Below are 22,342 nucleotides of genomic sequence, written 5' to 3' on the forward strand. Positions count from 1 at the left end.
CGGATGGGAGATATCGATGACGCGTGGCCTGGAATTACTGATTGCTCAGACAATTTTACAAGGTTTCGACGCCCAGTACGGGCGTTTTCTGGAAGTCACCTCCGGCGCGCAGCAGCGTTTTGAACATGCCGACTGGCATGCGGTTCAGCAGGCGATGAAAAGCCGTATTCACCTTTACGATCATCATGTGGGTCTGGTGGTGGAACAGCTGCGCTGCATTACTGACGGCAAAAGTACCGACGCGGATTTTTTGCTCCGCGTGAAAGATCATTACACCCGGCTCTTGCCGGATTATCCGCGCTTCGAGATTGCGGAGAGCTTCTTTAACTCCGTTTACTGCCGGTTATTTGACCACCGCTCGCTGACTCCCGAGCGGCTGTTTATTTTTAGCTCTCAGCCAGAGCGCCGTTTTCGCACGATCCCCCGCCCGCTGGCGAAAGACTTTTTTCCCGATACCGGCTGGGAGTGGCTGCTCACCCGCGTTCTCAGCGATCTGCCTCTGCGTCTACCGTGGCAGAACAAACATCGTGATATCCACTACATCATTGAACACCTGACCGAAACTCTGGGTGCGGATGTGTTGCCGCGCTGTCATTTACAGGTGGCGAACGAACTGTTTTATCGCAATAAGGCCGCCTGGCTGGTCGGTAAGCTGATTACCCCTTCCGGGACGCTGCCGTTTTTATTGCCAATCCACCGGACTGACGAAGGCGAACTGTTTGTCGATACCTGTCTGACCACGACGGCGGAAGCGAGCATTGTGTTTGGTTTTGCCCGCTCCTACTTTATGGTTTACGCTCCGCTGCCCGCGGCGTTAGTGGAGTGGTTGCGCGAGATCCTGCCCGGTAAAACCACCGCTGAATTGTATATGGTGATTGGTTGTCAGAAACACGCGAAGACCGAAAGCTACCGCGAGTATCTGCTTTATCTCGCTGATTGCGATGAGCAATTTATCGAAGCGCCGGGGATCCGCGGCATGGTGATGCTGGTGTTTACCCTACCGGGCTTCGACCGGGTGTTTAAAATCATCAAAGACAAATTTGCGCCGCAAAAGGAGATGTCCGCCGCGCACGTCCGCGCCTGCTACCAGCTGGTGAAAGAGCACGATCGCGTCGGGCGCATGGCCGATACCCAGGAGTTTGAAAACTTTGTGCTGGATAAACGGCAAATCGACCCGGCGCTGATGGCGCTGCTACTACAGGAAGCGCCGGAAAAAATTACCGATCTCGGCGATCAGATTGTTATTCGCCATCTGTATATCGAACGGCGCATGGTGCCGCTGAATATCTGGCTGGAGCAGGTCGAAGGCCAGCAGCTGCGCGACGCGATAGAAGAGTACGGCAACGCCATTCGTCAGCTGGCCGCCGCCAATATTTTCCCGGGAGATATGCTGTTTAAGAACTTCGGCGTGACCCGCCACGGGCGCGTGGTGTTCTACGACTACGATGAAATTTGCTATATGACGGAGGTGAATTTCCGCCATATCCCACCGCCGCGCTACCCGGAAGATGAGATGAGCGCTGAACCGTGGTACAGCGTGTCGCCGGGGGATGTCTTCCCGGAAGAGTTTCGTCACTGGCTATGTGCCGACCCGCGCATCGGGCCGTTGTTTGAGGAGATGCACGCCGACCTGTTCAGCGCCGACTACTGGCGAGGGCTGCAAACGCGGATCCGGGAAGGTCACGTGGAAGATGTTTACGCTTACCGTCGTCGGCAGCGGTTTAGCGTACGTTATGAAACCGACCGTAGGCCGGATAAGGCCCTTGCGCCGCCATCCGGCAATGTACGCCGCGCCTGATGGCGCTGCGCTTATCAGGTCTACAAATCAGTCCCAACCCTTGCTTATCTAAACCCGCCGTACGCCAGCGTGACTTCTTTCGCTGCTTTGATCGCCATTGCGCCAAACTCGGTCACGCGGTCATCGGTAATACGTGAAATTGGCCCGGAAATGGAGATGGCGGCGAACGGCTCACGGTGTTCATCATAAATGCACGACGCCACGCAGCGCAGGCCCAGCGCGTGTTCTTCATCATCAAAGGAATAGCCGCGCTTACGTGTCTGCGCCAAATCCTCTTTCAGATGGACCGGCGACACCAGCGTGGCATGGGTATACGCATGCAGCCCTTTGCGGTGTAGCAGGCCGGTAACCTGTTCTTCACTCAATTGAGATAAAAATGCCTTGCCCGCGCCGGAGGCGTGCATCGGCAGCTTGCCGCCGATAGGCGCAGACATGCGCATCAACTGGGTGCACTGCACCTGGTCGATAATAATGGCCTGATGGTCGCTTTGATCCAGTACGGCGAGATTTACCGTCTCACCCGAGTCTTCCATTAGTTTGCGCAGAATCGGATGCACAATCGCCAGCAGATTGCGGCTTTGCAAAAAGCTGCTGCCGACGATAAACGCATGCGCGCCCACGGCCCAGTGGCCTAATTCGCCCACCTGGCGGACAAAACCTTGCTGCTGCATGGTAGTCAACAGACGGTGGGTTGTTGAGTTCGGCAGACCGGCCTGCTGCGCCAGCTCGGTTAGCGCCACGCTGCCGTTGGATTCCGCAATCCACTCCAGTAGCTTCAGACCCCGGGTCAAAGACTGAACCTGCCCGGTTGCAGGCGTAGTGGCAGCGGCGGGTTTTCTACCGCGTTTCGCGGGGACAGGGGCAACCATGGCGGACTCCTTTTCTGTATCGTGGAAATCATTTTCGTTTTATTCGATTATAATGCAAGAATTCCTGTACTGATCGGATGAGTGAAGCTGAACATGTCTCATGTTGGCCGTTGTTCTCTTTTCCGCCTCTCAGGTTTGTGCCAGTATGGCCTGTTGAGTTTTTTTCGGTCTGGTTGAGCGTTGTCGGGAGCGAGTGTGAGCAGCAAAGTAGAACAATTACGTCAGCAGTTAAATGAACGTATTCTGGTGCTGGACGGCGGGATGGGCACCATGATCCAGGGATATCGTCTGAGCGAAGAGGATTTCCGCGGCGAGCGCTTCGCCGACTGGCCTTGCGACCTGAAGGGCAACAACGACCTGCTGGTTCTCAGCAAGCCGGAGGTGATTGCCGCGATCCATAACGCCTACTTTGAGGCGGGTGCGGATATCATCGAAACCAACACCTTTAACTCCACGACTATCGCTATGGCGGATTACCAGATGGAATCCCTGTCGGCGGAAATCAACTTTGCGGCGGCGAAGCTGGCGCGCGCGGCGGCAGACGAATGGACGGCGCGCACGCCGAACAAACCGCGCTATGTCGCGGGCGTGCTTGGCCCAACCAACCGTACCGCCTCCATCTCGCCCGACGTCAACGACCCGGCATACCGCAACATTACCTTTGACCAGCTGGTGGCCGCCTATCGCGAATCCACCAAAGCGCTGGTGGAAGGCGGCAGCGACCTGATTCTGATTGAAACCGTCTTCGATACCCTCAATGCTAAAGCCGCTATTTTCGCGGTAAAAACCGAGTTCGAAGCGCTGGGCGTCGAGCTGCCGATTATGCTTTCCGGCACCATTACCGATGCATCCGGACGTACGCTTTCCGGCCAGACCACCGAAGCGTTCTATAACTCATTGCGCCACGCCGATGCGCTGACCTTCGGTCTGAACTGCGCCTTAGGCCCGGACGAGCTGCGCCAGTACGTGCAGGAGCTGTCACGCATTGCCGAATGCTACGTCACCGCGCACCCGAACGCCGGGCTGCCGAACGCCTTCGGCGAGTACGACCTCGACGCCGACACCATGGCGACACAGATTCGCGAATGGGCCGAGGCCGGTTTCCTCAATGTGGTTGGCGGCTGTTGCGGCACCACGCCGGAACATATCGCCGCGATGAGCCGGGCGGTAGAAGGTTTACCGCCGCGCAAGTTGCCAGAAATCCCGGTGGCCTGCCGGCTGTCCGGCCTTGAACCGCTGAACATTGGCGACGATAGCCTGTTTGTTAACGTCGGCGAACGTACCAACGTCACCGGTTCAGCGAAATTTAAGCGTCTGATCAAAGAAGAGAAATACAGCGAAGCGCTGGACGTCGCCCGCCAGCAGGTGGAAAGCGGCGCGCAGATTATCGACATCAACATGGATGAGGGGATGCTCGACGCCGAAGCGGCGATGGTGCGCTTCCTCAACCTGATTGCCGGCGAGCCGGACATCGCCCGCGTGCCGATTATGATCGACTCCTCGAAATGGGAAGTCATCGAAAAAGGACTGAAGTGCATTCAGGGTAAAGGCATCGTTAACTCCATCTCGATGAAAGAGGGGGTGGAGACCTTTATCCATCACGCGAAGCTGCTGCGTCGCTACGGTGCTGCGGTGGTGGTGATGGCCTTTGACGAACAGGGCCAGGCGGATACCCGCGAACGTAAAATTGAGATTTGCCGCCGGGCGTACAAAATTCTCACCGAAGAAGTGGGCTTCCCGCCGGAAGACATCATCTTCGACCCAAACATTTTCGCCGTGGCAACCGGGATTGAAGAGCACAACAACTACGCGCAGGACTTTATCGGTGCCTGTGAAGATATTAAACGCGAGCTGCCGCACGCGCTGATTTCCGGCGGCGTCTCTAACGTTTCCTTCTCGTTCCGCGGCAACGACCCGGTACGTGAGGCTATTCACGCGGTATTCCTCTACTATGCGATTCGCAATGGGATGGACATGGGCATCGTCAACGCCGGACAGCTGGCTATCTATGACGACCTCCCGACCGAACTGCGCGACGCGGTCGAGGATGTGATCCTCAACCGACGTGAAGATGGTACCGAGCGTTTGCTGGAGCTGGCCGAGAAGTATCGCGGCAGTAAAACCGACGACACCGCGAATGCCCAGATGGCGGAGTGGCGTAGTTGGGACGTGAAAAAGCGCCTTGAATACTCGCTGGTGAAAGGCATTACCGAATTTATCGAGCTCGACACAGAAGAAGCGCGCCAGCAGGCCGAACGCCCGATTGAGGTGATCGAAGGGCCGCTGATGGACGGCATGAACGTGGTCGGTGACCTGTTCGGCGAGGGCAAAATGTTCCTGCCGCAGGTGGTGAAATCAGCCCGCGTGATGAAGCAGGCGGTGGCTTACCTCGAACCGTATATCGAAGCCAGTAAAGAGAAAGGCTCCAGCAACGGCAAGATGGTCATCGCCACCGTGAAGGGCGATGTGCACGACATCGGCAAGAACATCGTTGGCGTGGTGCTGCAATGTAACAACTACGAAATCGTCGATCTTGGCGTGATGGTGCCCGCGGAGAAAATCCTCAAGACCGCCAAAGAGGTGAATGCCGATCTGATTGGCCTTTCCGGGCTTATCACCCCGTCGCTGGACGAAATGGTCAACGTGGCGAAAGAGATGGAGCGTCAGGGCTTCACCATCCCACTGCTGATTGGCGGCGCGACCACCTCAAAAGCGCACACCGCGGTGAAAATTGAGCAGAATTACAGCGGCCCGACGGTTTACGTGCAGAACGCCTCGCGTACCGTGGGGGTTGTTGCCGCGCTGCTCTCCGACACCCAGCGCGATGACTTTGTTGCCCGTACGCGTAAAGAGTATGAAACCGTGCGCATCCAGCATGCGCGTAAGAAACCTCGCACGCCGCCGGTAACGTTACAGGCTGCACGTGATAACGATCTGGCCTTCGACTGGGAAAGTTACACGCCGCCGGTCGCGCATCGGTTAGGCGTGCAGGAAGTCGAGGCCAGCATCGAAACGCTGCGCAATTACATCGACTGGACGCCGTTCTTTATGACCTGGTCGCTGGCCGGGAAGTATCCGCGCATCCTCGAAGATGAAGTGGTGGGTGAAGAGGCGAAGCGCCTGTTCAAAGACGCCAACGACATGCTGGATAAACTCAGCGCTGAGAAAACCCTGAACCCGCGCGGCGTGGTGGGGTTGTTCCCGGCTAACCGCGTGGGTGACGACATCGAGATTTACCGTGACGAGACGCGTACGCACGTTATCAGCGTGAGTCATCACCTGCGCCAGCAGACGGAAAAAGTCGGCTTCGCCAACTACTGCCTGTCTGACTTTGTCGCGCCGAAACTGAGCGGCAAAGCGGATTACATCGGTGCTTTCGCGGTGACCGGCGGTCTGGAGGAGGATGCGCTGGCGGACGCCTTCGAAGCGCAGCATGACGACTACAACAAGATTATGGTGAAAGCCATCGCTGACCGTCTGGCGGAAGCATTCGCGGAATATCTGCATGAGCGCGTGCGTAAAGTCTACTGGGGCTATGCGGCGAATGAGAACCTCAGTAACGAAGAGCTGATCCGCGAAAACTACCAGGGCATTCGCCCGGCGCCGGGCTACCCGGCGTGCCCGGAACATACCGAAAAGGCCACCATCTGGGAGCTGCTGGACGTCGAAGCACATACCGGGATGAAGCTCACCGAATCCTTCGCCATGTGGCCAGGCGCCTCGGTTTCCGGCTGGTATTTCAGTCATCCTGACAGCAAGTATTACGCCGTGGCGCAAATTCAGCGCGATCAGGTTGAAGATTATGCCTTCCGCAAAGGCATGAGCGTGGCAGAAGTTGAACGTTGGTTAGCGCCTAATCTGGGCTACGACGCCGATTGATTCACAAAACTGTCATCTTTCTTTACAACAAACAGGGCACTCAATGAGTGCCCTGTCTCTTTCTTACGTTTAAACCCTTATACTGAAAGAACGTTCATCGGCACTGCTTGCCGGATGGCTCATTTTTGTAGACCTGATAAGCGTAGCGCCGTCAGGCGGTATGTCATTGCGATGAACCTCAGGAACATATAACGATAAGGAGAACCTGATTCCGTGCTAACTCTGTTACACCTGCTTTCTGCTGTCTCTATGCTGGTTTGGGGCACACATATTGTGCGTACCGGCGTGATGCGCGTCTTTGGCGCCCGTTTGCGTACCGTACTCAGCCGTAGCGTTGAAAAGAAGCCGCTCGCCTTTTGTGCGGGTATCGGCGTGACGGCGCTGGTACAAAGCAGCAACGCCACCACCATGCTGGTGACCTCGTTTGTCGCCCAGGACCTCGTGGCGCTTACCCCGGCGCTGGTCATTGTGCTGGGCGCCGACGTGGGGACCGCGTTGATGGCGCGTATCCTGACTTTCGATCTCTCATGGCTATCGCCACTGCTGATTTTCATCGGCGTGATCTTTTTTCTCGGGCGTAAGCAGTCCCGCGTGGGGCAACTGGGGCGGGTTGGCATCGGGCTGGGGTTGATTTTACTGGCGCTGGAGCTGATTGTGCAGGCGGTCACGCCGATAACCCAGGCTAACGGCGTACAGGTTATTTTCGCCTCGCTGACCGGCGATATTATGCTGGATGCGCTGATTGGCGCTATGTTCGCGGTGATCAGTTACTCCAGCCTGGCGGCGGTTTTGCTGACGGCAACCCTGACCGCTGCCAGCATTATCTCGTTTCCTGTCGCGTTGTGCCTGGTGATTGGCGCCAACCTTGGTTCCGGCCTGCTGGCGATGCTCAACAATAGCGCGGCTAATGCTGCTGCTCGTCGCGTGGCGCTTGGCAGCCTGCTGTTTAAGCTGGTGGGGAGTCTGATTATCCTGCCGTTTGTGCATCCGTTGGCGAATCTGATGGATGAGCTGCCGCTGCCGAAATCTGAACTGGTCATTTATTTCCATGTTTTCTACAACCTGGTACGTTGCATAGCGATGGTGCCGTTCGCCGAACCGATGGCGCGTTTTTGCAAACGTATTATCCGTGATGAGCCGGAACTGGACGCCCACCTGAAGCCTAAGCATCTGGACATCAGCGCACTGGATACCCCAACCCTGGCTCTGGCCAATGCCGCCCGTGAGGCCCTACGTATTGGCGATGCGATGGAGCAGATGATGGATGGGCTAAAGAAGGTGATGCACGGCGAACCGCGTGAAGAGAAAGAGTTGCGCAGGATGGCGGACGATATCAATGTACTGTACACGGCGATTAAGCTCTATCTGGCGAGGATGCCAAAGGATGAACTGGCAGAAGAAGAGTCGCGCCGTTGGGCTGAGATTATCGAAATGTCGCTCAACCTTGAACAGGCGTCGGATATTGTTGAGCGTATGGGCAGCGAGATTGCCGACAAGTCGCTGGCAGCGCGTCGGGCATTCTCTGTCGAAGGGCTGAAAGAACTTGATGCACTGTACGATCAACTGCTCAGTAATCTGCAACTGGCGATGTCGGTATTCTTCTCTGGCGACGTGACCAGCGCCCGTCGTCTGCGCCGCAGCAAGCACCGTTTCCGCATCCTTAACCGTCGTTATTCGCATGCGCACGTGGATCGTCTGCATCAGCAGAACGTGCAGAGCATTGAGACCAGTTCCCTGCACCTGGCGCTGCTGGGCGATATGCAGCGTCTGAACTCACTGTTTTGCTCTGTGGCTTACAGTGTGCTGGAACAGCCGGATGAAGACGACGAGCGTGAGTACTAACGAGGACAGATGAAAGGTTGCCCGGTGGCGCTGATGCTTACCGGGCCTACGGATAACCGTCAATGTTGTCGTCTACCTTGTAGGCCGGATAAGGCGAAGCTACCATCCGGCATCAGACAACAAACCAACTAAAAGCAGTGACCCGCCTCAACGGCAACCGCCTCTTCACCCGCTTTAAAGATATACGTGGTGTTCGGGCCGCCAAGCACGGATTGACCGTTGCTCACTTTGATCCAGTTCCCTTCTGGCAGACCAATCACCGTCAGTTCCGGCGCCACAACCAACAGCTCGCGAATACGCTGTTCACGCGTTTCGCCTTTATGGCCTTCCGGCAGCGCGTTGGTGAAGTGCGGATTAATTTGCAGTGGGAACAGACCCAGGGCATCAAAGCCTTTTGGATCGACAATCGGCATGTCGTTGGTGGTGCGGATGGTCTGGCAGGCAAGGTTGGAACCCGCGCTCCAGCCGATGTACAGCGCGCCGCGTTTGACGACATCGACAATCGGCGCCAGCAGTCCGCGCTCGCGGCTCTCTTTCAGCAACTGGAAGGTGTTACCCCCACCGACAATCACCAGTTCGGCGTTTTCAACGGCTGCAATCGGATCGGCAACGGTATGAATGCCAGTAACGTTAACGCCCATTGGCGCAAAGATGGCTGCCGTTTTCGCCGTGTACTCATCCCAGGTTTGCGTCACGCCGGCAAATGGAATAAACACCGCCGTGCGGCGACCGTTCAGTTGCTCTGCGATCAGCGGCAGCGCATGTTCCATCCAGCCTTTGCCCGGCAGCGTCGAGTTACTCAATAAAAGCAGTTCCATCATTTCTCCATGTAATCAGAAAATTACAAACCGCGGTCATGCTACCACTATCGATCTAACGCCTTCCTGATATGGCTCACGATGTTGAAAGAGGAGACAGATGCTGAGACTATTTTTTAAGCGTCAATTCAATACCGAGCGCCTTCATCACTGCAAGCGTAGTTTTCAGCGTTGGGTTACCTTTCTCACTAAAAGAGCGATAAAGTTGTTCGCGGGATAATCCCGTTTCTGCCGCGATGTTCGCCATTCCCTTAGCGCGAGCCACCACGCCCAATGCTTTTGCAATGTACGCTGCATCGCCTGTTTCGAGGGCATCGGCCATAAAAACGGCAATTTCTTCATCATCGACCAGCGCAGTTGCGGGATCGTACTGCGTAAGTTTATTCATGGTGGAAGATCTCTTGATAATCCAGTGAACGGGCGAGCATTCTCCAACAGGTTTGACATCACCAGCTAAACCATGAGCCAAACGAAAAAGGCGTGTAGCAATGAGCGTTTTAGCTCTCCTGTCCCGTAAGTTTTGCTCCCAACGCTGGAAAACCATTGTCTGAAGAATTTCCATGAGTACGTTCCATGTATTTTATAAACTACATTCTGAATTGACAAGTTGAGACTAGAGAATAAAAAAATGGGGAGTATGGGGAAATGTTGGGTGGAGGAAACAGGAAAGCGCCTCGCAATAATACGTAGTTTTTCAGGACGCTGCGGTTGATACGAGAAACGATAACAGGGGATAGGGGCAGCTTTGTGCCAAAAGCGGAAGTTAACTACGGATAAAATTCAGCGCCTCACACCCAGAGCCGCTGCATAACGGCAATAAGCTACACTTGTTCATTATTTCCAAAACAGGAAAGCCTTCCGCTGCTTCAACTGTGTGTGTTTGACATCGCGCAGTTTGGGCATTTTGATCAACAACGAGCATGGCCCGCTAACGATGAAATTGATACTTGTTCGACACGCAGAAACAGAGTGGAATTTGGAAGGAATTATTCAGGGGCACAGCGATAGCCCCTTGACCTGTCGGGGTTTGCATGAAACATCCGTCCTACTAGCAGCGTTTAGTGCAAGTGAGTATCAAATAGAGCGTGTTTACGCTTCTCCGCTTGGACGTGCCTGGCAAATGGGGCAAAGCCTGGCTGAACACTTTCGCTGTTCACTGACGGCTGAACCGGCCCTTAAAGAGCAGGCCTTTGGTCAGTTTGAAGGTATGCCGTTAGAACTACTCAGACAAAAACATCCGAACGATGCAAATGCGTTATTCAGGCTTGATGCAGAGTATTTTCCACCTGGGGGGGAGTCACTGGCGCATGCTTCTCAGCGAGTTATGCGTTTTTTACAAAACCTGGAAGATACTTCATCACATCAACAAACAATATGTATTGTGTCTCACGGGCATGTCAGTCAGGGCACTCTGGCAATTCTTAAAGAAGGGACTGTCAATAGTTTCCCTCGCTATGCTCACCCCAATGCAAGTTATTCTGTTATCGACCTGGTTAATGGAAAATGTATCGGCCTAAAGTGGGGGATTGCTACACATTTACGTCACCTGAATTAGTGGTCACCTTGCAATCATTGAACTCCCATCCTGCCAGAGCCATCATTATTTAAGCACAATGTCTGCTCTTCGCTCACAGCGGACCTTCATCTCAGTTAGCTCGTCCGCTTCGTGCCAGGAGCGGACGTTTGAGCTCAATAAGTAAGGACGTTATATTTTGTCCTGATTGACACGGGATGAAAGCTCCTGATGGCTCTCTTTTCGCTCGCTGTAACGATCTGCAAGGTAACCGGTTTGTCCCTTAAGCAGCAGCGTGATTTTAAACAGCTCCTCGGCGACATCGACGATACGGTCATACCATGACGAAGGTTTCATTCGTCCGTTTTCGTCGAACTCTTGCCATGCCTTGGCTACAGAGGACTGGTTGGGGATCGTAAACATCCGCATCCAGCGCCCCAGAATACGCATCTGGTTCACGGCATTGAAGGACTGTGAACCGCCGCAGACCTGCATTACCGCAAGTGTTTTGCCCTGCGAAGGACGAACCGCGCCTTCACTTAAGGGTATCCAGTCAATCTGCGCCTTCATCACCGCGCTCATAGCACCGTGCCGTTCCGGAGAACTCCACACCATCCCGTCACACCATCTGACCAGACCGCGCAGCTCGGTGACTTTGGGATGCGTGTCCGGCGCATCATCCGGCAGGGGTAAACCGGAGGGGTTAAAGAGTTTCACCTCCGCGCCCATCGCCGTCAGCAGGCGACCCACTTCCTCCGCGGCAAAGCGGCTGTAGGAGCGCTCTCTTACTGAACCATACAGGATCAGAATTCTTGGTGGCTCCTGCAGATGCAGGCGTTCAGCGATGTCTTGATCAAAGCATTCCGTATTCAGGGCAGGAAATTGTTCCATTTTTCTCCTCCAGAGAGAGCAGATGATTTCAAAGTTAATATATATGATTTATCATATATATATTCTAAAGGGAACGGAGAGGAAAATGCTACAACCTGTTCAGCTTTTCAAAATCCTGTCGGATGAAACACGGCTCGCCATTGTCATGCTTCTGCGGGAGTCCGGAGAACTGTGCGTGTGCGATATCTGTGCAGCTACCGCCGAATCACAGCCCAAAATATCACGTCATATGGCTATCCTTCGCGAGTCTGGGCTAGTTCTGGATCGTCGGGAAGGCAAATGGATTCACTATCGTCTGTCACCTCATATTCCTGCGTGGGCCGCTGAGACAATCACGACGTCCTGGCAGTGCCTTCGGGAAGATGTGCGGGAATGGTTGGCAAAGTCGGCCTGCACCTCTTGCTGAGGAAGGAAAACATATTCACATAATCATATATAACGGGGTTTGAAATGTTTTTGGCAGGGAGTATATTTTTACTGACGCTGGTACTGGTGATCTGGCAACCCAGAGGTCTGAGTATTGGCTGGAGCGCGAGTATCGGAGCTGCGCTGGCGCTGGGTACCGGAGTCATCCATATCGCTGATATTCCCGTTGTCTGGAATATCGTCTGGAACGCGACAGCGGCATTTATTGCGGTCATCATCATCAGCCTGCTGCTCGATGAGTCCGGCTTCTTTGAATGGGCCGCACTGCACGTCTCCCGCTGGGGTAACGGACGTGGCCGCCTTTTGTTTACCTGGATAGTCTTGCTTGGGGCCGCTGTTGCTGCGTTGTTTGCCAATGACGGCGCCGCACTGATCCTGACGCCGATTGTAATTGCGATGCTGCTCGCACTGGGATTCAGCCAGGGCACGACATTGGCCTTTGTCATGGCCGCAGGATTTATTGCAGATACGGCCAGCCTGCCGCTGATAGTTTCCAATCTGGTGAATATCGTCTCGGCGGACTTTTTCGGTCTGGGCTTTACGCAGTATGCCTCCGTTATGATCCCCGTAGATGTGGCCGCGATTGCGGCCACTCTGGTCATGCTGCATCTCTTCTTCCGCAAGGACATTCCGGAGACGTATGACGTTTCGCTGCTGAAGACGCCTGCCAGTGTGATAAAGGATCCGGCAACGTTCAGGGCGGGCTGGATTGTCCTGTTATTGCTGCTTGTCGGTTTCTTTGTGCTGGAACCTCTGGGGATCCCGGTCAGTGCGATAGCGGCTACTGGCGCAGCAGTACTGTTTATAGTGGCGAAAAGAGGTCATGCCATCAACACCGGAAAAGTCCTGCGCGGTGCGCCATGGCAGATTGTTATTTTTTCGCTGGGCATGTACCTGGTGGTCTATGGCCTGCGCAATGCAGGACTCACGGAGTATCTGTCTGACGTGCTGAACCTGCTGGCAGAAAAGGGGTTATGGGCAGCAACGTTCGGCACCGGTTTCCTGACCGCGTTCCTGTCATCGGTGATGAACAATATGCCGACGGTGCTGATTGGCGCACTGTCGATTGACGGGAGTACGGCGACTGGCGTCGTCAAAGAGGCTATGATTTATGCCAATGTGATTGGCTGCGATTTAGGCCCGAAAATCACCCCGATTGGCAGTCTGGCAACCTTGCTTTGGCTGCATGTGCTTGCCCAGAAAAATATAACGATTACATGGGGATATTACTTCCGCACTGGCATTATCATGACTCTGCCCGTGCTGTTTGTCACTCTGGCCGCGCTGGCGTTGCGCTTCTCCATCACTTTGTAATGAGATAAAGATATGAGCAACATTACCATCTATCACAACCCTGCCTGCGGCACTTCTCGTAACACGCTGGAGATGATCCGTAACAGCGGCAACGAACCGACGATAATTTATTATCTCGATACGCCACCGACCCGTGATGAGCTGATTAAACTTATTTCAGAAATGGGAATTACGGTGCGTGCATTACTGCGTAAGAATGTTGAGCCTTATGAACACCTGGGTCTTGATGAAGAGAAATTTAGTGATGAGCAGTTGATTGATTTCATGCTTCAACATCCGATCCTGATTAATCGGCCGATAGTCGTTACGCCGCTTGGCACTCGTCTTTGCCGCCCTTCAGAAATAGTGTTGGATATTCTACCGGAAGGTCAGAAACGAGCGTTTACCAAAGAGGATGGTGAGAAGGTCATTGACGAAACGGGGAAGCGGGTTAAGTAATCTGCCCACTTCGAGCCAGGAGCGGGCGCTGCGGTATATTACGCTTTCTGCTCGAATCGGACTGAGGTAACGTAGCGGAAATATTTTTCCGGATTCAACCAAGATGCCTTCGATCGAAACGTTTATGACCTTCCTTCTTGCGCTGACTCTACTGGAGATTTCTCCGGGGCCAGACATGATGCTAACTATCGCCAGAGGAGTCGGTCAGGGAAGACGTATTGCACTGCTTACGGTACTGGGTAATGTATTTGTAGCTGGTTTTGTACAAGTTTCTTTTCTTGTCCTGGGGCTGGTAACCGTTGTTCATGCCTGGCCGGTGGCGCTAGATCTGCTAAGGTGGGCTGGCGCAGCTTATCTGATATGGCTGGGCATAAAAATGATTGCGACTTCAGGCACTGATACACGTCTGCGAAAAACTGCAAAAATTTCTGACTGGAATGCCGTTAAGGAAGGCGCCCTGAATAGCCTGACTAACCCAAAATCCCTGTTGTTCATGTTTGCTTTTCTTCCTCAGTTTGTCGATCCCACCGCGGGTCCTGTCTGGCTGCAATTACTTGTTCTGGGTAGTATCCAAAAGCTGGCAGGAATCGTTTCCCTGGGGTCGGTCGCGATGGCATCAGGGACATTTGGAAACTGGCTGGGTAAACACCCAGGCTTTATCAAATGGCAGGAACGGTTTACCGGAGTTGTCATGATAGGCCTCGGTATCCGCATGTTGTTTAGCGGGTCTGGTGTCGTATCGAAATCTGCCAGAGAAGCTTAACCCAAACGGTAAACCCTGTGTCCGCTTCGTTCACAGCAGACCTTCCGCCCGCAAAAGCTCGAGTTATTTCTCTTTGCTGTAACTGGAGAGGCGGCGCTCAAGGTTAGTCCGAACCTGCGGCCACTCATCATCAATTATGCTATACCGTATAGAAGTACGTTTTCGGCCATCAGGCATAATTCGTTCATTTCTGATGATGCTTTCCTGGACTGCGCCAATACGGAGAATGGCAGCTTGAGAGCGCTCATTCAATACATCAGTCGTAAACTGAACGCGAACACACTTCAGTTGCTCAAAGGCGTATCGCAGCAGTAACAGTTTACTCTCGGTATTTGCAGCTGTTTTTTGCCAGCTTTGTGAATACCAGGTATGACCAATTTCGAGCTTTCGGTTTTCTTTATCAATCTTCCAGAAACGTGTTGACCCAATGACGCGTTGGTCTGATGAGAGCGTTACAGCAAACGGCATGACTGTGCCTTCAGTTTGCCCCTGCAGGGCTTTCTGAATGTACGACTCAGCTGTGTCAGCAGACGGAACTACCGTAAATGGCAGGGACCAGAGTTCCCCATCCGCAGCAGCATCAATCAATAGCTGAGCATCTGTCTTAAGCAGAGGACGGAGCGTGACAAGAGATCCTTGCAATGTAGGCGTCATATTTGTGACCTTACAGTTATTTTGTGTCGATGGATTGGACTGCATAATCCTGTACCGAATGACTTACTATGCTCCGTTTACATTTAATAATCGACTAATCAAGAGGTGATTATCTGCTTACTGCTCATGATGGCAGCTTGTCCGCTCCGTGCCTGGAATGGACTTTCCTCTTTTGTTAAACAAAGATATTGAAACGAAACCGTTTCATGATAAATCTATAAATATAATAAGACGAAAAGGAAGAACAAATGAAAATCAGACTTGCAGTACCTGAAGAGGCAGAGGAATGCTGGAATATAAGGAATCTTTCTATTCGGGAAGGATGTAAGCCAAGTTATTGTGCCAGGGTGCTTGAGGCCTGGACGCCTGAAGCTATGCCTGAACATTACAGGGCGGTTATTACGGAAAATCCTTTCTTTGTTGTCGAGCTGCCTGATGCAGGATTGGTAGCAACGGGATATCTGGATCTTACCCAAGGTAGCGTAGAAGCTATTTTTACATTGCCGGATTATTTTGGTAAAGGTTTTGCTAGCCTGATTATTGAAACGATTAAAGCTGAAGCGATTAAAAGAGGGTTGAAACAGTTAACCTTGACCTCAACGCCAAACGCGCAAACTTTCTACGAAAAACATGGATTTATGTTTATCAAGGAAACTACATCCCCATCAAGACTTGCCCAAACAGATCTGCGTTGCATGGATATGTCCATCGCATTATCAGCCTGAGTTTTCTTTTGCTCTGGCAGGAAAGCTCACCAACGGAAATCTAATCGCTACGAGTTCAGTACAGCAGCTTCGAAGCCTTGAGCTGACTATAACTCATATGTTCAATGTCCGCTCCCCGCTCTAAACAGACCTTCAGAAAACGATACATAATGCCGACCACTAGACTTCGATCCCTTTCTGTTTCAGCTCTTTTCTAATCACACGCTTAATCCAGGCAGCCAACGATTCATCGCCATCCTGCCGTTGTGCTTCTTCCATCGCTTTGCGAAGTTCCGGATCCAGACGGAATTGAAACGGAGGATTGCCTCTTCTTTCGTTCATGTGTGTTGACACCTTAATTACACAAGAGTAGTGTGAGTATGTGTGATGACACATTACTCTCACACACCCAAAATGACAACGCCCCGAAAGTGCGGGAACACGATCAGGGCGTCTAACCACAACATTATACGAGGTAATGCTATGGCTGATGCTAATAGTACCACTAACGCCTGTTTTGCGTCTTCTTCTCCCATTCCGCAAGCCGATCTGCTTTATTTTCCACTCGCCGAGGCGTTCCGCCATCTTGATTGTAGCTTTCTCTCCACCGAAGAAAATCTGGCGCTATCGTTTGGCTGTGAAGAGGCGCTGGCAGGGTTGTACCAGACGCTGAATTTTATGGGCGAAAGCCTGCTGACCATGGCGGGTGAAGGTCAGGAACATTTTGCGTATGAGAGCATATGCCAGTTAGGACACAGCCTGGTCAACATCAGCCAGTTGATTCCCGCGCTGGCGCAATTGGAAGCGAAAGCTGACCAGCAATTGTTCGCTGTTGCATAGTACCTAAAATAAACAGAGCGCCCATCCCAGGCGCTCAGTTCCTGCTTCTTTACCCCGCCCGCGCAAATTCTGCCGCTTCGGCGATTAGCGCGTCATCCGGGCGTACGCCGGTATACAAGGCGAACTGCTCTACGGCCTGTAAGGCAATCACCTCTGCACCGCTGATGGTCTTTTTACCTAATTGTTGTGCCAGTTTGATTACCGGTGTTTCCGGCGGCAGGGCGACCACGTCAAACACCACGCTGGCGGCAGCGACCATCGCTTCGCTGTAGGCCAGTTCATCGCTCTCTTTACCGCCAGCCATACCGACGGGCGTCACGTTGACCAGAATATCGCAGGCAATCCCTTCCGGCTGAGGTTGCCACTGGAAACCGTACTGTTTTGCCAGCGCCGGGCCGCTCTCACGATTGCGGGCGGCGACGATCACATCGTGAAAACCGGCATCGCGAAACGCGGCGATAACCGCTTTACCCATTCCACCGCTGCCGCGGATCATGACGCGTGCGTGGTTATCAAGCTGGTGGCTGGTAATCAGGCTTTTTACCGCAATGTAGTCGGTGTTAAATCCTGTCAGCGTACCGTTGTCATTGACGATGGTGTTGACGGAGTCAATGACTTTTGCGGAAGGATCGATGGCATCCAGAAACGGCATGCAACTCTCTTTAAACGGCATAGAGACCGCACAGCCGCGAATCCCGAGTGCGCGAACGCCTTTCACTGCGGCCTCAATATCCTGCGTAGTAAAGGCTTTGTAGATAAAATTTAACCCCAACTTTTCATACAAATAGTTGTGAAAACGTGTGCCGAAGTTGCCGGGTCGGCCGGCAAGCGACATGCACAGCTGGGTGTCGCGGTTAATCATGTTAAATCTCCTCGGCGTGAGACAATATGTACTGTTCGGCTTCCTGCGACCAAATCCCCTGATGACGCTTCAGGATATCGCGCAAGGCTGGATCATCAATCTGAGTGAGCGCGGTTAATGGTAAGGCTTTGCCGGTGTAAACCAGTTTTTTACCGCCACCGACCTGCGGCAGCTCCAGCGTTGTTTCACCTGCCGCATTCAATCCCAGAATGTGCGTCACCACTTTTGCGGCCTGAATCTTCTTCTCTTCGATCAGTTTTACCGCCGTGCGCATATCGTCGGTATTGCCGCCAGATGTCCCAACATAATGGGTGAAGGCGTAGTGCACGTCGTAGAAGTTAATCGGCGCGCTAAACTGCTTATCCTGTGGACCGGCAAAGAAGTTCATGCAGCCATCGGCAGCCAGCAGGGAAGAGGCCAGCGTGACCAGCCCTTCGTTGGGCACAAACACAAAGATGTCATCAAATCCATGCCCGCCGCTCAACGCCATCAAGGTGTCATAAGCCGCATCCTGGGCGTGGAGATAGTGGATTAACGTTTGTGGTTCTGATGGATAGTGCTTACGGGCGTAGCTCAACTTGTCGTTATTGGTGTCGGTTACCACCAGCAGCGCAGGGTTAACCGGGCCATGCAGTGCATAGTCGATCGCCAGTAGTCCCATTGGCCCGGTGCCGCCGAGGATTAACGTGCGCCCCTGCGGACGAATGCCCATCTTATGGTTATAAGTGCCTTCCTGCAGGTGATAGTTGGCGTTGAATGCGCCAATCACGCAGGATAGCGGCTCAACCAGCGAGCCTTCAAAATAGGTTTCGCCTTCGTAGGCCAACAAGCAGTCCTGCTCCATGACTTCATCAGGAATAATGACGTGCGTGGCTTCACCGCCTACCCACGGGAAGGAGTAGCCGGGACAGTCCGGGCGATCCGGCAGTTGCAGGTTGGCCTGAATGACATAGCGTTGGCCGGGCTGAAACTTATGCTGCCATTTTTTCCCTACGGCGAGAATATCGCCGCAGAACTCGTGGCCGATGATGATCGGGTTGGTGGCCACATCGTCCGGCACTTTTTTGTGGTTCTCGCCCTGGTTAGCCTCTTTCCAGGAAGAAAGGCACAGGCTGTCGGTCACGACCGAAGCCAGAATTTCATCGTCCTGCATTTCGGGAAGGTCGAAGGTTTCCAGGCGCAGATCGCGTTTACCATAAAGGCGTAAAGCTGTTGTTGTTTGCATTGTTACCACCTCTTCCTCTTTCGAGGACAATTTATTGAAGGTGCCCCAGCATCGCCGGGGCGGAAAAATCAGGACAGGAAGCCCAGTGCGTTACCAATAATCCCCAGCGCAAACAGGGCGAAGATCAGCCATACTGGATTAATTTTTTTGTTGAGTAGCCGTACCATCAGCAGCGTCAGACCCAGCGCCAGCAGGCCAGGACAGAGTTGGTCGAGGATGTTCTGCACGGTCATGGTGACGGTGGCGCCGTCTGCGCCAGGCGTTTGCGATACCACCAGCGGCACGTTGATGCTGGTCCATTTGGTGACCAGTACCCCCATGACAAACAGGCCAAGAATTGATGCGCCTTCGGTCAGTTTTTGCAGCAGGTTGCCGCCCATGTCGCTGACGATATTGACCCCTTTACGAAAGCCAAGCTGTAAGCCGTACCACTTCATGGCAAGACGTACTGCATTGAAAATAAAGAAGAACAACAATGGGCCGAGAATGTTACCGGACAGTGCGAGCGAGGCGCCGAGCGCGGCGGTAATCGGGCGCAGCGTTCCCCATACCAGCGGATCGCCGACGCCGGCCAGCGGACCCATCAGCCCAACTTTGATGCCATTGATTGCGCCGTCGTCAATTTCAGCGCCGTTGGCGCGGGCTTCTTCCATCGCGGCGGTCACGCCAATCACCGGGCCGCAAACGGCAGGTGTGGTATTGAAGAACACCAGGTGACGTTTGAGTGCTGCAACCTGGTCCTCTTTCAGTGGATACAGCCGCTTGATGGCAGGGATCATGTCGTAGCAAAAGCCCAACCCATGAATGCGTTCAAAGTTGAATGATGCCTGTTGCAGGTTGGAGCGAACAAACATGCTAAACAGGTCGGATTTGGTCAGTTTTTTCTGTTCCATGGCTGGCTCCATTAGTCATCAAGCTGATCGAGAGCTTGAGAAGAGGCGGGTTGCGCCTGCGGTTCGGCTTTACGCCACTGTGGGTTCAACTGGATGTAGACCAGCGCGATAATCACGCCCACGCCACCGAAAGCCAGCAGGCTCAAATCGAGATACCCTCCGGCAATAAATCCGAGGAAGAAGAAGGGCATCAGGTACTTCACGCCCATCATGCGCAGCACCATGGCGTAACCGACCACCACGATAAAGCCACCGGCAATCTGCAATCCGCGGGTGACGAATTCTGGAATGGCGTTGAGCATATTGCTGACCATATCGGCGCTGACAAACAGCGAGACGATTAATGCAGGGATGGCAACGCGCAGCGCCTGTACGCCGAGAGCGGAAACGTGCAGCATGTCGATGGTGCGAAAGCGGGCCTCTTCGGCTGCTTTATCCGCCGCGTGCTGGAACACCACGGTGATGGTACGGGCAAAGACAGTTAGTACCTGACCTGCCGCCGCGACGGGCAGGGCGATGGCGATACCGGTAGCAATACTTTGCTGACCGACGATAACCAGAATGGCGGAGATAATACTGGCGAGCGCCGAATCGGGAGACTGCGCTGCGCCGACGTTCATCCAGCCAAGAGCGATTAACTCCAGCGTACCGCCGAGCATAATCCCGGTTTTTAAATCACCGAGGATCAGGCCGATAACGGTACAAGCAATTAGCGGGCGGTGGGTCTGGAACTCATCCAGCACGCTGCCCATTCCGGCAATACAGGAAAATAGGAATATGGCGATAATTTGTAGGGTACTTATTTCCATAATATGTCACCTTGTGAATGTGATCATCCCTGCCTGTTAAAGCATAAGTGCACAGGCATTTTTATTTATTCAGCGAAAGATTGTTCTTCTATTTTTTCGAGAATATTAATAGATGGATCGGATGCGACGACGCGTAAATCCAGCGTGACACCTAGTTTATCTAACTCACGAAACGCATTAATGTCGTCGCTGTCTAAAGAAACGGCTTTGGTTAATTGTTTTTTACCCGGTCGCCAGGCCATGCCGCCAATATTTAACGTGGCAATTTTTACCCCTTGTTTTACCATTGCTAATGCATCCTGTGGGCGGGTAAACAGATAAAAAACAGTTTCGCTCTGATATTGCGGGTTATGGTAAACAGCGACCGCCTTTTCGATATTAACGACGTTAACCTTCATTCCTGGCGGGGCGGCCTGACGTAATAATGTTCGACGTACTTCATCGTTATAAACGTCGTCATTGCAGATAATAATTCGTTGGGCATTCGCCACCTTCGACCAGACGGTGGTGACCTGACCGTGAATCAAGCGGTCATCGATACGAGCAAGGGTAATGTTCATCAGAAATCCTCTTCGGTCGTTTCCAGATGTTGCCAGACGACACAGGTTTGTTGAGCAATGGTCGTCAGGTGTTCGCACAGTTCATCCACATTCATACAGCTTTGGTTGTCTACCAGTTCCAGCGCTAATGGCAGCGACAACCCGCTAATGACGCGAATGGTGGGGTTTTGCATTGCCAGCGAAGCGGCAGCATTCCAGGGACTGCCACACTGCAGATCGACGGCAATCAGCCATTCATTACTGGTGTGAGTGCTTACTAACTTTTCCAGCTTTTCCACGATGTTGCTGGCGTTCTCTCCTGGGACAAATGCCACCGCTTCGACGTTGATATCGCCGTAGACCATCTGTACCGATTCCAGCATGGCGCAGGCCAGATTGCCGTGAGCACAGAAGATTGCATTGACCATAAAACCTCCTTAGCCGCGCGTTTTTCCGCCCGCAATGTTAGTGGTTACTCCGGTGATATAACTGGCGCGATCTGAGAGGAGATAACAAACAAAATCAGCGACTTCACTTAAACGTCCTGAACGACCGATCGGGATCGCGTTCCTGGTATAACCCTCACGCAGCTGTTCGACGGTGATGTTGCGGGTCCAGGCCAGCGCTTCTTCATACTCGGGGGTGCGCAGACCGGTTTTTTCCAGAATGCCAGGCGCAATTCCCACCACACGAATACCGTGTTTGCCCAACTCTTTCGACCAGGAGCGGGTAAAGCTATTCAACGCGGCTTTGGTGGCGGCATAGCAGCTTTGGCCCTCTGAACCTTCCAGCCCGCTTTCGGAAGAGACATTCACGATCACGCCGTTATGCTGTTTTACCATTTGGCGTGCCGTTGCTTGCGACATTAAGAACACACCTTTCTGGTTGATATTAACCATTTTTTCAAAAGCAGCTTCGTTGAGTTCGTATTGCCCGGCGGGTGCTTTTTCATCAACCAGCAGCCGTGGGAAGTTAACGCCAGCATTATTTACCAGTCCATCAATACGTCCGTAGCGTTGGATTATTTCAGCAACAGTATGATTAACCTCTTTGGCACTGGAAATATCCGTTGGCCAGAAATGATATCCGCTATGGCTGTCATATTTACCTTCTCCGCCATGAATATCCGCCATTTGTACATTAGCGCCTTGCGCTAATAGCTCCTCGACAATGGCCAGGCCAATTCCGGATGCACCACCGGTAACAATAATGACTTTGTCCTGCAGATTTAACCACGTTTGCATAATAAACTCCCGATTTCAGAT

The 22,342-nt window shown here is 53.1% G+C and carries 23 protein-coding genes; 10 read left to right on the forward strand and 13 right to left on the reverse strand.

Annotated elements, in window-relative coordinates:
• The first annotated feature begins 16 nt into the window (after window positions 1-16).
• The gene (gene aceK, locus FOB24_RS03035; RefSeq protein ID WP_150344496.1) at window positions 17-1,798 is read left to right on the forward strand and encodes a bifunctional isocitrate dehydrogenase kinase/phosphatase; all 1,782 of its coding nucleotides are present in this window, start codon (window positions 17-19) and stop codon (window positions 1,796-1,798) included.
• Window positions 1,799-1,842: 44 nt separating this feature from the next.
• Here aceK and iclR read toward each other — a convergent pair whose 3' ends face one another.
• Window positions 1,843-2,667, reverse strand: a complete 825-nt coding sequence (gene iclR / locus FOB24_RS03040) for a glyoxylate bypass operon transcriptional repressor IclR (protein WP_038636184.1) — start codon at window positions 2,665-2,667, stop codon at window positions 1,843-1,845.
• 195 nt (window positions 2,668-2,862) lie between these two features.
• On the opposite strand from iclR, the gene metH reads away from it, so the two are divergent.
• Together metH and FOB24_RS03050 are read left to right on the forward strand one after the other, a co-directional pair.
• The gene (metH, locus tag FOB24_RS03045) at window positions 2,863-6,546 is read left to right on the forward strand and encodes a methionine synthase (RefSeq protein WP_150344497.1); all 3,684 of its coding nucleotides are present in this window, start codon (window positions 2,863-2,865) and stop codon (window positions 6,544-6,546) included.
• A 213-nt stretch (window positions 6,547-6,759) separates the two neighbouring features.
• Entirely contained in the window at window positions 6,760-8,388 is a 1,629-nt protein-coding gene (locus tag FOB24_RS03050) for a Na/Pi cotransporter family protein (RefSeq protein WP_038636190.1), read from the forward strand.
• A gap of 128 nt (window positions 8,389-8,516) precedes the next feature.
• Here the strand turns inward: FOB24_RS03050 and pepE are convergent, their stop codons facing one another.
• Window positions 8,517-9,206 (reverse strand): dipeptidase PepE, encoded by a 690-nt coding sequence (gene pepE / locus FOB24_RS03055; RefSeq protein ID WP_121529814.1) that lies wholly within the window; start codon window positions 9,204-9,206, stop codon window positions 8,517-8,519.
• 109 nt (window positions 9,207-9,315) lie between these two features.
• Window positions 9,316-9,594 carry an addiction module antidote protein gene (locus tag FOB24_RS03060; protein WP_085049570.1) on the reverse strand — a complete coding sequence of 93 codons (279 nt, stop codon included), beginning with the start codon at window positions 9,592-9,594 and terminating at the stop codon, window positions 9,316-9,318.
• Window positions 9,595-10,140: 546 nt separating this feature from the next.
• Here FOB24_RS03060 and FOB24_RS03065 point away from each other — a divergent pair.
• The gene (locus FOB24_RS03065; protein WP_085049571.1) at window positions 10,141-10,761 is read left to right on the forward strand and encodes a histidine phosphatase family protein; all 621 of its coding nucleotides are present in this window, start codon (window positions 10,141-10,143) and stop codon (window positions 10,759-10,761) included.
• Between the two features lie 150 nt (window positions 10,762-10,911).
• On the opposite strand, the gene arsH is transcribed toward FOB24_RS03065, so the two are convergent.
• The gene (gene arsH / locus FOB24_RS03070; RefSeq protein WP_085049572.1) at window positions 10,912-11,610 is read right to left on the reverse strand and encodes an arsenical resistance protein ArsH; all 699 of its coding nucleotides are present in this window, start codon (window positions 11,608-11,610) and stop codon (window positions 10,912-10,914) included.
• An 85-nt stretch (window positions 11,611-11,695) separates the two neighbouring features.
• On the opposite strand from arsH, the gene FOB24_RS03075 reads away from it, so the two are divergent.
• The 4 genes from FOB24_RS03075 to FOB24_RS03090 all read left to right on the forward strand — a co-directional run bounded on the left by FOB24_RS03075 (window position 11,696) and on the right by FOB24_RS03090 (window position 14,551).
• Window positions 11,696-12,016 (forward strand): transcriptional regulator, encoded by a 321-nt coding sequence (locus tag FOB24_RS03075; RefSeq protein ID WP_038636209.1) that lies wholly within the window; start codon window positions 11,696-11,698, stop codon window positions 12,014-12,016.
• Window positions 12,017-12,060: 44 nt separating this feature from the next.
• Window positions 12,061-13,350, forward strand: a complete 1,290-nt coding sequence (locus FOB24_RS03080; RefSeq protein WP_038636211.1) for an arsenic transporter — start codon at window positions 12,061-12,063, stop codon at window positions 13,348-13,350.
• Between the two features lie 12 nt (window positions 13,351-13,362).
• Complete coding sequence (gene arsC, locus FOB24_RS03085; protein WP_069325169.1) at window positions 13,363-13,788, forward strand: glutaredoxin-dependent arsenate reductase; 426 nt, start codon at window positions 13,363-13,365, stop codon at window positions 13,786-13,788.
• A 103-nt stretch (window positions 13,789-13,891) separates the two neighbouring features.
• Window positions 13,892-14,551, forward strand: a complete 660-nt coding sequence (locus FOB24_RS03090; RefSeq protein ID WP_121529819.1) for a LysE family translocator — start codon at window positions 13,892-13,894, stop codon at window positions 14,549-14,551.
• A 63-nt stretch (window positions 14,552-14,614) separates the two neighbouring features.
• Here FOB24_RS03090 and FOB24_RS03095 read toward each other — a convergent pair whose 3' ends face one another.
• Complete coding sequence (locus FOB24_RS03095; RefSeq protein ID WP_150344498.1) at window positions 14,615-15,205, reverse strand: GNAT family N-acetyltransferase; 591 nt, start codon at window positions 15,203-15,205, stop codon at window positions 14,615-14,617.
• Window positions 15,206-15,453: 248 nt separating this feature from the next.
• On the opposite strand from FOB24_RS03095, the gene FOB24_RS03100 reads away from it, so the two are divergent.
• Window positions 15,454-15,930: a GNAT family N-acetyltransferase gene (locus FOB24_RS03100; protein WP_150344499.1), complete on the forward strand. Its 477-nt coding sequence runs from the start codon at window positions 15,454-15,456 to the stop codon at window positions 15,928-15,930.
• Between the two features lie 159 nt (window positions 15,931-16,089).
• On the opposite strand, the gene FOB24_RS03105 is transcribed toward FOB24_RS03100, so the two are convergent.
• Window positions 16,090-16,251 carry a phage protein gene (locus FOB24_RS03105; protein WP_003841416.1) on the reverse strand — a complete coding sequence of 54 codons (162 nt, stop codon included), beginning with the start codon at window positions 16,249-16,251 and terminating at the stop codon, window positions 16,090-16,092.
• 141 nt (window positions 16,252-16,392) lie between these two features.
• Here FOB24_RS03105 and FOB24_RS03110 point away from each other — a divergent pair, with 141 nt between their 5' ends.
• A complete protein-coding gene (locus FOB24_RS03110) occupies window positions 16,393-16,749 on the forward strand; it encodes a hypothetical protein (RefSeq protein WP_087856549.1) in 357 nt (118 codons plus the stop codon).
• 49 nt (window positions 16,750-16,798) lie between these two features.
• Here FOB24_RS03110 and FOB24_RS03115 read toward each other — a convergent pair whose 3' ends face one another.
• The 7 genes from FOB24_RS03115 to FOB24_RS03145 all read right to left on the reverse strand — a co-directional run bounded on the left by FOB24_RS03115 (window position 16,799) and on the right by FOB24_RS03145 (window position 22,321).
• Complete coding sequence (locus tag FOB24_RS03115; RefSeq protein WP_150344500.1) at window positions 16,799-17,611, reverse strand: shikimate 5-dehydrogenase; 813 nt, start codon at window positions 17,609-17,611, stop codon at window positions 16,799-16,801.
• A 1-nt stretch (window position 17,612) separates the two neighbouring features.
• Window positions 17,613-18,836: an L-sorbose 1-phosphate reductase gene (sorE, locus tag FOB24_RS03120; protein WP_150344501.1), complete on the reverse strand. Its 1,224-nt coding sequence runs from the start codon at window positions 18,834-18,836 to the stop codon at window positions 17,613-17,615.
• A 68-nt stretch (window positions 18,837-18,904) separates the two neighbouring features.
• Entirely contained in the window at window positions 18,905-19,729 is an 825-nt protein-coding gene (locus tag FOB24_RS03125; protein WP_048216971.1) for a PTS system mannose/fructose/sorbose family transporter subunit IID, read from the reverse strand.
• Between the two features lie 11 nt (window positions 19,730-19,740).
• Window positions 19,741-20,538: a PTS mannose/fructose/sorbose transporter subunit IIC gene (locus tag FOB24_RS03130; protein ID WP_042313048.1), complete on the reverse strand. Its 798-nt coding sequence runs from the start codon at window positions 20,536-20,538 to the stop codon at window positions 19,741-19,743.
• Between the two features lie 65 nt (window positions 20,539-20,603).
• Window positions 20,604-21,098, reverse strand: coding sequence for a mannose/fructose/sorbose PTS transporter subunit IIB (locus tag FOB24_RS03135; RefSeq protein ID WP_032942075.1), 495 nt, complete (start codon window positions 21,096-21,098; stop codon window positions 20,604-20,606).
• Window positions 21,098-21,505 carry a mannose/fructose/sorbose PTS transporter subunit IIA gene (locus FOB24_RS03140; protein WP_150344502.1) on the reverse strand — a complete coding sequence of 136 codons (408 nt, stop codon included), beginning with the start codon at window positions 21,503-21,505 and terminating at the stop codon, window positions 21,098-21,100. The genes FOB24_RS03135 and FOB24_RS03140 overlap by 1 nt, the downstream gene beginning before the upstream one ends.
• Before the next feature lie 9 nt (window positions 21,506-21,514).
• The gene (locus tag FOB24_RS03145) at window positions 21,515-22,321 is read right to left on the reverse strand and encodes an SDR family oxidoreductase (protein WP_150344503.1); all 807 of its coding nucleotides are present in this window, start codon (window positions 22,319-22,321) and stop codon (window positions 21,515-21,517) included.
• Between the last annotated feature and the right edge of the window lie 21 nt (window positions 22,322-22,342).

The sequence above is a fragment of the Citrobacter werkmanii genome, assembly GCF_008693645.1.
Classification (GTDB): Bacteria; Pseudomonadota; Gammaproteobacteria; order Enterobacterales; family Enterobacteriaceae; genus Citrobacter; species Citrobacter werkmanii.

Bases quoted from the DNA above. Each gene is read 5' to 3' on its own strand.
- iclR (WP_038636184.1), bottom strand. From the start codon at position 2,667: ATGGTTGCCCCTGTCCCCGCGAAACGCGGTAGAAAACCCGCCGCTGCC.
- FOB24_RS03060 (WP_085049570.1), bottom strand. From the start codon at position 9,594: ATGAATAAACTTACGCAGTACGATCCCGCAACTGCGCTGGTCGATGAT.
- FOB24_RS03140 (WP_150344502.1), bottom strand. From the start codon at position 21,505: ATGGTCAATGCAATCTTCTGTGCTCACGGCAATCTGGCCTGCGCCATG.
- FOB24_RS03090 (WP_121529819.1), top strand. From the start codon at position 13,892: ATGCCTTCGATCGAAACGTTTATGACCTTCCTTCTTGCGCTGACTCTA.
- FOB24_RS03110 (WP_087856549.1), top strand. From the start codon at position 16,393: ATGGCTGATGCTAATAGTACCACTAACGCCTGTTTTGCGTCTTCTTCT.
- FOB24_RS03115 (WP_150344500.1), bottom strand. From the start codon at position 17,611: ATGATTAACCGCGACACCCAGCTGTGCATGTCGCTTGCCGGCCGACCC.
- FOB24_RS03130 (WP_042313048.1), bottom strand. From the start codon at position 20,538: ATGGAAATAAGTACCCTACAAATTATCGCCATATTCCTATTTTCCTGT.
- FOB24_RS03105 (WP_003841416.1), bottom strand. From the start codon at position 16,251: ATGAACGAAAGAAGAGGCAATCCTCCGTTTCAATTCCGTCTGGATCCG.
- aceK (WP_150344496.1), top strand. From the start codon at position 17: ATGACGCGTGGCCTGGAATTACTGATTGCTCAGACAATTTTACAAGGT.
- FOB24_RS03065 (WP_085049571.1), top strand. From the start codon at position 10,141: ATGAAATTGATACTTGTTCGACACGCAGAAACAGAGTGGAATTTGGAA.
- FOB24_RS03100 (WP_150344499.1), top strand. From the start codon at position 15,454: ATGAAAATCAGACTTGCAGTACCTGAAGAGGCAGAGGAATGCTGGAAT.
- FOB24_RS03145 (WP_150344503.1), bottom strand. From the start codon at position 22,321: ATGCAAACGTGGTTAAATCTGCAGGACAAAGTCATTATTGTTACCGGT.
- arsH (WP_085049572.1), bottom strand. From the start codon at position 11,610: ATGGAACAATTTCCTGCCCTGAATACGGAATGCTTTGATCAAGACATC.
- pepE (WP_121529814.1), bottom strand. From the start codon at position 9,206: ATGGAACTGCTTTTATTGAGTAACTCGACGCTGCCGGGCAAAGGCTGG.
- FOB24_RS03125 (WP_048216971.1), bottom strand. From the start codon at position 19,729: ATGGAACAGAAAAAACTGACCAAATCCGACCTGTTTAGCATGTTTGTT.
- FOB24_RS03135 (WP_032942075.1), bottom strand. From the start codon at position 21,098: ATGAACATTACCCTTGCTCGTATCGATGACCGCTTGATTCACGGTCAG.
- arsC (WP_069325169.1), top strand. From the start codon at position 13,363: ATGAGCAACATTACCATCTATCACAACCCTGCCTGCGGCACTTCTCGT.
- FOB24_RS03075 (WP_038636209.1), top strand. From the start codon at position 11,696: ATGCTACAACCTGTTCAGCTTTTCAAAATCCTGTCGGATGAAACACGG.
- FOB24_RS03095 (WP_150344498.1), bottom strand. From the start codon at position 15,205: ATGACGCCTACATTGCAAGGATCTCTTGTCACGCTCCGTCCTCTGCTT.
- sorE (WP_150344501.1), bottom strand. From the start codon at position 18,836: ATGCAAACAACAACAGCTTTACGCCTTTATGGTAAACGCGATCTGCGC.
- FOB24_RS03080 (WP_038636211.1), top strand. From the start codon at position 12,061: ATGTTTTTGGCAGGGAGTATATTTTTACTGACGCTGGTACTGGTGATC.